Below are 5,651 nucleotides of genomic sequence, written 5' to 3' on the forward strand. Positions count from 1 at the left end.
CGCGGTCGACGGCTTCGAGGATGCGGTCGGCATCCGGGAGGTACGTACCCTCGAGCTTGGCGGGCGGGAACGGGGTATCGAACGCCGACACCCGCAGTACCGGCGCCTCGAGTGAGAAGAACGCGCGCTCGGTCACGGTCGCGGCGATCTCGCTGCCGAGGCTCGTGAATCCGGGAGCCTCCTGCGCGTAGACCATGCGTCCCGTGCGGCGGACGGAGTCGAGGATCGGACCGTAGTCAACCGGCGAGAGCGAGCGCAGGTCGATAACCTCGCAGCTGGTCCCCTCGGACTCGGCGAGTGCCGCTGCCTGCAGCAAGGTGCCGACCATCGCCCCGTGGCCGACGAGGGTGACGTCAGTGCCGCGCCGAACGACGCGAGAGGCGTGCAGCGGCAGCGCCGGGGCAGTAGTGTCCACCTCACCCTTGTGCCAGTAGGCACTCTTGGGCTCGAGGAAGATCACTGGATCGTTCGAGGCGATCGCCTCCTGGATCATCCAGTACGCATCTCCAGCGGTGGCCGGGCTCACGACCCGCAGGCCCGGCGTGTGCGTGAAGTACGCCTCGGGGCTTTCCTGGTGGTGCTCGATCGCGCCGATGTGCCCGCCGTAGGGGATACGGATGACGACGGGCATCGACACCGCGCCCTCGAGGCGGTTGGTCATCTTTGCCAGCTGCGAGGTGATCTGATCGAACGCGGGGAACACGAACCCGTCGAACTGGATCTCGCACACGGGACGGAATCCAGCAAGCGCCAGCCCGATGGCCGTGCCGACGATGCCGGACTCGGCCAGGGGCGTGTCGAGTACACGGCGCTCGCCGAACTCTGCCTGCAGACCCTCGGTCACCCGGAACACACCGCCGAGCCGGCCGATGTCTTCACCCATGAGCAGGACGCGGTCGTTCGTGGCCAGAGCCTGTCGCATGCCGGCATTCAGCGCTCGCCCGAGCGGCATGGGTCCGGAGACCGGAGCCGCCGTCGCAGCGGCCGCCTGGTTAGTGGAGGTCGAGACGGTGGTCATCGGGTGCCTCCCTCGAAGGATGCCTCGTACTCGGCAAGCCAGCGGCGTTGCTCGTCCATCAGCGGATGCGGGTCGGTGTACACGTGAGCGAACATCGAGTCGCGTTCTAGCCCGCCGAGCTCATTCGTGCGCACGCGCAGATCGTCGGCGGCAGCGGCGGCCTCGGCATCCACCTCGTCGAAGAGGGTGAAGGGGGCACCGCGATTCTCCAGGAAGGCGCGCATCCGAGCGATCGGGTCACGCTGTGCCCACGACTGCTCCTCCTCGGAGGTGCGGTACTTCGTGGGGTCATCGCTCGTGGTGTGGGCCCCAACGCGGTAGGTCATCGCCTCGATCGCTCGGGGCCCCTCGCCGCTCCGCGCCTCGTCGAGCGCACGCCGTGTGACGGCGTAGCTGGCGAGCACATCGTTGCCGTCGATGCGGATGCTCGGCATCCCGTAGCCCTCGCCGCGCCGCACGAGCGGCGTCCGGGACTGGGTTGCGACGGGTACCGAAATCGCCCACTGGTTGTTCTGCAGGAAGAAGACTTCGGGTGTGCGGTAGCTGGCTGCGAAGACCATCGCCTCGTGCACATCGCCCTGGCTGGAGGCGCCGTCGCCGTAGTACACGATGACGGCTTCGTCGCGCTCGAGGTCCCCGGTGCCACAGCGTCCGTCGAAGACCAGCCCCATGCCGTAGCCCGTCGCGTGAAGGGTCTGGGCGCCGAGGACGAGCGTGTAGATGTGGGTGTTGCCGTTTGCGGGGTCTGTCGGGTCCCATCCGCCGTGCGAGAGTCCGCGCATCAGCTTGATGATGCCGATCGGATCGACGCCGCGGATGCGGGTGACGACGTGCTCGCGGTAGGAGGGGAAGAGGTGATCCTGCGACCGTGCCGCGCGAGCCGAGCCGACCTGCGCCGCCTCCTGCCCGAGACTCGGTGGCCACAGGGCAAGCTGACCCTGGCGCTGGAGGTTCGTCGCCTGCCGGTCGATCGCGCGGATCACGACCATGTCGCGGTACAGCGTCTCGAGGTCAGAGTCGGCGAGCCCGTTCACGAGATCGAGGTAGGGCTCCGCTGCCGGATTGGGCGCGAGGGAGCCGTCAGCGGCAAGGATGCGGACAAGCTCAGGTTCTTCTGGCTGGGTCACGGTCCCTACGCTACCCGCGTGCGGGGTGCCCTTCCGGGAGGTCCTCTACAACGGAACCCGCGATCCGTAGCACTCTGTCCACAGACTCATGCTCTCCGACGGATATGCGTACCCCCTCGCCCGCAAACGGTCGGACGACGATTCCGCCGTCGTGGAAGGCATCAGCCACCGCCAGCGTGTCGGGTCCGGTGGCGAGCCACACGAAGTTTCCTTGGGCTTCGGGGACGCGCCATCCCTGCTCACGCAGGCCAGCCGCGAGCGCGTCGCGGCGCTCGGTGATCTCGGCGACGCGCTCGAGCAGCTCGGCGCGCGCGTCAAGGCTAGCGAGGGCAGCCTCTTCGGCGTGGGCGGTGACAGACAGCGGGATGGCGGTGCTGCGCGCGGCATCCAGCACCCGCGGATGACCGATCCCGTAGCCCACGCGAAGTCCCGCGAGGCCATACGCCTTCGAGAAGGTGCGCAGCACGACGACATTCGGATGCCCGGCCTGAAGGACGCGGACTCCATCGACGGCATCCGGCGCCGTCACGAACTCCGCGTACGCCTCGTCGAGCACGATCAGTACGTCGCGGGGGACACGTGTGACGAAGTCGTCGAAGGCGGACTGCGTGACCACGGGCCCGGTCGGATTGTTGGGGCTGCACACCAGGATCATGCGGGTGCGGTCGGTGACGGCATCCGCCATCGCTGCCAGATCGTGGCCCGCGTCCGGGGTGAGTGGGATGCGCACGGATGCCGCGCCCGCCACCTCGACGAGGGAGGGGTAGGCCTCGAACGACCGCCACGCGTAGACAATCTCGTCGCCGGGTCCGGCGGTCGCCGCGATGAGTTGCGCGATGAGCGAGACGCTTCCGGCGCCGATATGCACGGCGTCGGGGCTCACGCCATAGTCGGCGGCGAGTCGGTCGCGCAGCCGCGCCGCGCTCGCGTCGGGGTAGCGGTTGACCCCGGTCACCGCACGCATCGCGTCGATGACGCCCGGAAGCGGATCGTAGGGATTCTCATTGCTCGAGAGCTTGAATGCGTCGGGAGCCGCCTGCCGACCCTGTTTGTAGGGCGGCAGGGCCGCGATCGCGGGGCGGACGCGAACGGGGATCGGGTCGGGGTCGGTCATTCTGCGATTTTAGGACCGGGGCGCGTGTGCGACTGGGCTGTTACCCGTCTGCAGCCTCGTGAAAGACTGCGGACATGAGTTTCCTCGTCCGCATCGTCGTGAACGCGTTCTCAATCTGGATCGTCACCCTGATCCCCGCCCTGGGGGTCACCGTGATCCCGTTCGCACCGGGGGAGACGCTGCAGCTCGTGCTGACGCTACTGCTGGTGGCGCTCATCTTCGCGCTCGTGAACACGATCATCGGCACGGTGATCAAGGTGCTCGCGTTCCCGATCTACATCCTGACGCTGGGGCTCATATCCCTCGTGATCAACGGCTTCCTGCTGTGGCTGACCGCCTGGTTCACGCAGTGGTGGGACTGGGGTCTGCGAGTCGAGGACTTCTGGTGGGGTGTGGTCGCGGCCCTTCTGATCTCGATCATCAACTGGTTCATCGGGATCCTCCTCCGGCCCCGCCGCAACAACGACTGAGTCGGCCTCAGTTGCCGCCTCGATCGGCGGCGTATTCGGTGACGGTCACGCTCTCGGCCGACCCGAGGTCACGCCACAGTTCCCGCAGCGCCGCAGTGCGGGGGTCACTCGAGGCATCCACCATCGCCGCCGTCTCGGCGTACCGCTCGATGCCGTGCGCTGCCAGGGTCAGGTCTTGCACGCCGCCCGTCGGGTCGGCCACCCGCTCCGCAACGAAACTTCCCGGCGCGCCCACCGTCTCGGCGTGACCGCCGCCGGCGAGCCCCGCGACGGGATCGTCGGTGTGACGGATGCCGACGCTGAGCACGCTGTCGGGCACGGCTGCCTCGACGGGTGAGCCATAGGTGACGAGGGTCTGCACGTCGTAGGTGCCCTCCATCGCGAGAGCAGAAGCGAGCATCGCTCCCTGCGAGTGGCCGAAGACGTGGACCGGCTCGCCGGGAGCCACGCCTGCCTCGCGGAGGGCGAGTTCGACGGACTCGAGGGACGCCGATCTCTCACCCCCGTACAGCTCGAGGTTCGAGCGCATGTCGAACGGGTCGCCCGAACCGCCGGAGATGGTCTGTGTCCCGGCGATGTAGACGGCCGCCTGCGACCCACCGCCGGGCATCGCGTAACGCTCGACGCGCACCCGGGCCTCAGCGGCGCCGGGCACGCGGCGGGCGGCATCCGCCAAACCCGTCAACGGCCCCGATGCCAACGCTGATGAGGGGGTTGGGGCTACTGCGCGCACGGTAGTCGGCGCGGTAGGGGCTCCGGGCGGCGTGGCTGGAGGTGCCGTGGGCGGGTGCCGGGTCCCGCCGCGATGCCCGGGCACTGATGTCGAGGGCGCCGTGGCCGCGGCATCCGCCGCCGGAGCGCCCGGCGAGACCGGCGCCCGCGACATCCGGCCGAAACCCGCGAGCGCCACCCCGCCCCAGAGCACACCGGTGCCGACGGCCAGGGGAAGGGCCATCCCGGGAATCCACCACGTCGCAGCCGCAGCCTGGCGGGCCATCTCGATCGGACCGCCGCTGCGCCACCCGCGCACCGCGGTGTCGGCAGCGCGCGCGGCGTCCGGGTACTCCTGCTCAAGCAACGCCATCCGCGACTCGATCGCTCGCGCCGCATCGGCATCACCGGCGGCGGCCGCTGCCGCGTGCTGCGCCCGCAGTTCGATGAGCTCATACGCTGCAGCGAGCCCGTCGAGGGCTGCCGCGAGCGCCGCCGGTTGCTCCGCAGCCCGGTCAGCGCCGCTTGCGAGCCACCGCGCCTCGAGGTCAATGCCGAACCGGGTCGCGGTGGCTGCGGCATCCGTTGCCACCCAGCGCGCCCGGTCCGCGAATTCGCCCAGACGGATGCCGAACTCGCGCAGCCGCCCGGCAACCGCTCGCAACAGCTCGGTGTCGACGGCGATAGCACCGCCGCTGCGGATCTCCAGATCGCTCACGCCCCAGCTCCGGCCAGACCGAAGCCGGGGTACCCGCCCGCGATGGACCACGGATGCGGCGCTCCGACGTCGGCGCGCAGATCGAGGGCGCGCTCTCGCAGGCCGCGCAGCGCCGCCACAAGCTCCGCCATCTCGGTCTGGAACTCGGCGACAGCCGGCGTCTCCCAGCCACTGACCCGCGCGATCGCCTCGGCGTCGGCAGCGAGGTCGTCAGCCCACGACGCGAGCGCCGCGAGCTGTGCCCGTACGGCACCGGCCGCCGGTGACGCACACAGCTCATCCATTCGTCCACGGTCGCTGACCCTCGGGGCGCGGGATGCGGCATCCGTCACGTATTGTCGACGGTTCGGCCCCCGGCGAAACCGGGGAGGAGGCGACGAACTGATGCGCTCGCCGGGCAGGAGGGGTATGAATGAACGCATGACTGCGAACGCCGTCGAGCCGTTTCGCGTCGTCTTCGTCTGTACCGGCAATATCTGCCGGTCCCCCATGG

6 protein-coding genes are annotated in these 5,651 nt (G+C 69.4%); 1 reads left to right on the forward strand and 5 read right to left on the reverse strand.

Annotated elements, in window-relative coordinates; translation table 11 throughout:
- The 3 genes from Q1V87_RS13490 to Q1V87_RS13500 all read right to left on the reverse strand — a co-directional run.
- A partial coding sequence (locus Q1V87_RS13490) for an alpha-ketoacid dehydrogenase subunit beta (RefSeq protein ID WP_300593892.1) occupies positions 1-952 on the reverse strand: 952 nt, incomplete at its 3' end.
- A 62-nt stretch (positions 953-1,014) separates the two neighbouring features.
- A complete protein-coding gene (locus Q1V87_RS13495) occupies positions 1,015-2,145 on the reverse strand; it encodes a thiamine pyrophosphate-dependent enzyme (RefSeq protein ID WP_300593882.1) in 1,131 nt (376 codons plus the stop codon).
- 10 nt (positions 2,146-2,155) lie between these two features.
- The gene (locus Q1V87_RS13500; protein ID WP_300593885.1) at positions 2,156-3,259 is read right to left on the reverse strand and encodes a histidinol-phosphate transaminase; all 1,104 of its coding nucleotides are present in this window, start codon (positions 3,257-3,259) and stop codon (positions 2,156-2,158) included.
- A gap of 74 nt (positions 3,260-3,333) precedes the next feature.
- Here Q1V87_RS13500 and Q1V87_RS13505 point away from each other — a divergent pair, with 74 nt between their 5' ends.
- The gene (locus tag Q1V87_RS13505) at positions 3,334-3,729 is read left to right on the forward strand and encodes a phage holin family protein (protein ID WP_292726798.1); all 396 of its coding nucleotides are present in this window, start codon (positions 3,334-3,336) and stop codon (positions 3,727-3,729) included.
- A 7-nt stretch (positions 3,730-3,736) separates the two neighbouring features.
- Here the strand turns inward: Q1V87_RS13505 and Q1V87_RS13510 are convergent, their stop codons facing one another.
- Both Q1V87_RS13510 and Q1V87_RS13515 read right to left on the reverse strand, forming a co-directional pair.
- Positions 3,737-5,158 (reverse strand): alpha/beta hydrolase, encoded by a 1,422-nt coding sequence (locus Q1V87_RS13510; RefSeq protein ID WP_228179486.1) that lies wholly within the window; start codon positions 5,156-5,158, stop codon positions 3,737-3,739.
- Positions 5,155-5,651 (reverse strand): hypothetical protein (locus Q1V87_RS13515; protein WP_300593889.1); only part of this gene is annotated, 497 nt, incomplete at its 5' end. The genes Q1V87_RS13510 and Q1V87_RS13515, both read right to left, overlap by 4 nt.

Source organism: Microbacterium sp., assembly GCF_030149085.1.
GTDB lineage: Bacteria > Actinomycetota > Actinomycetes > Actinomycetales > Microbacteriaceae > Microbacterium.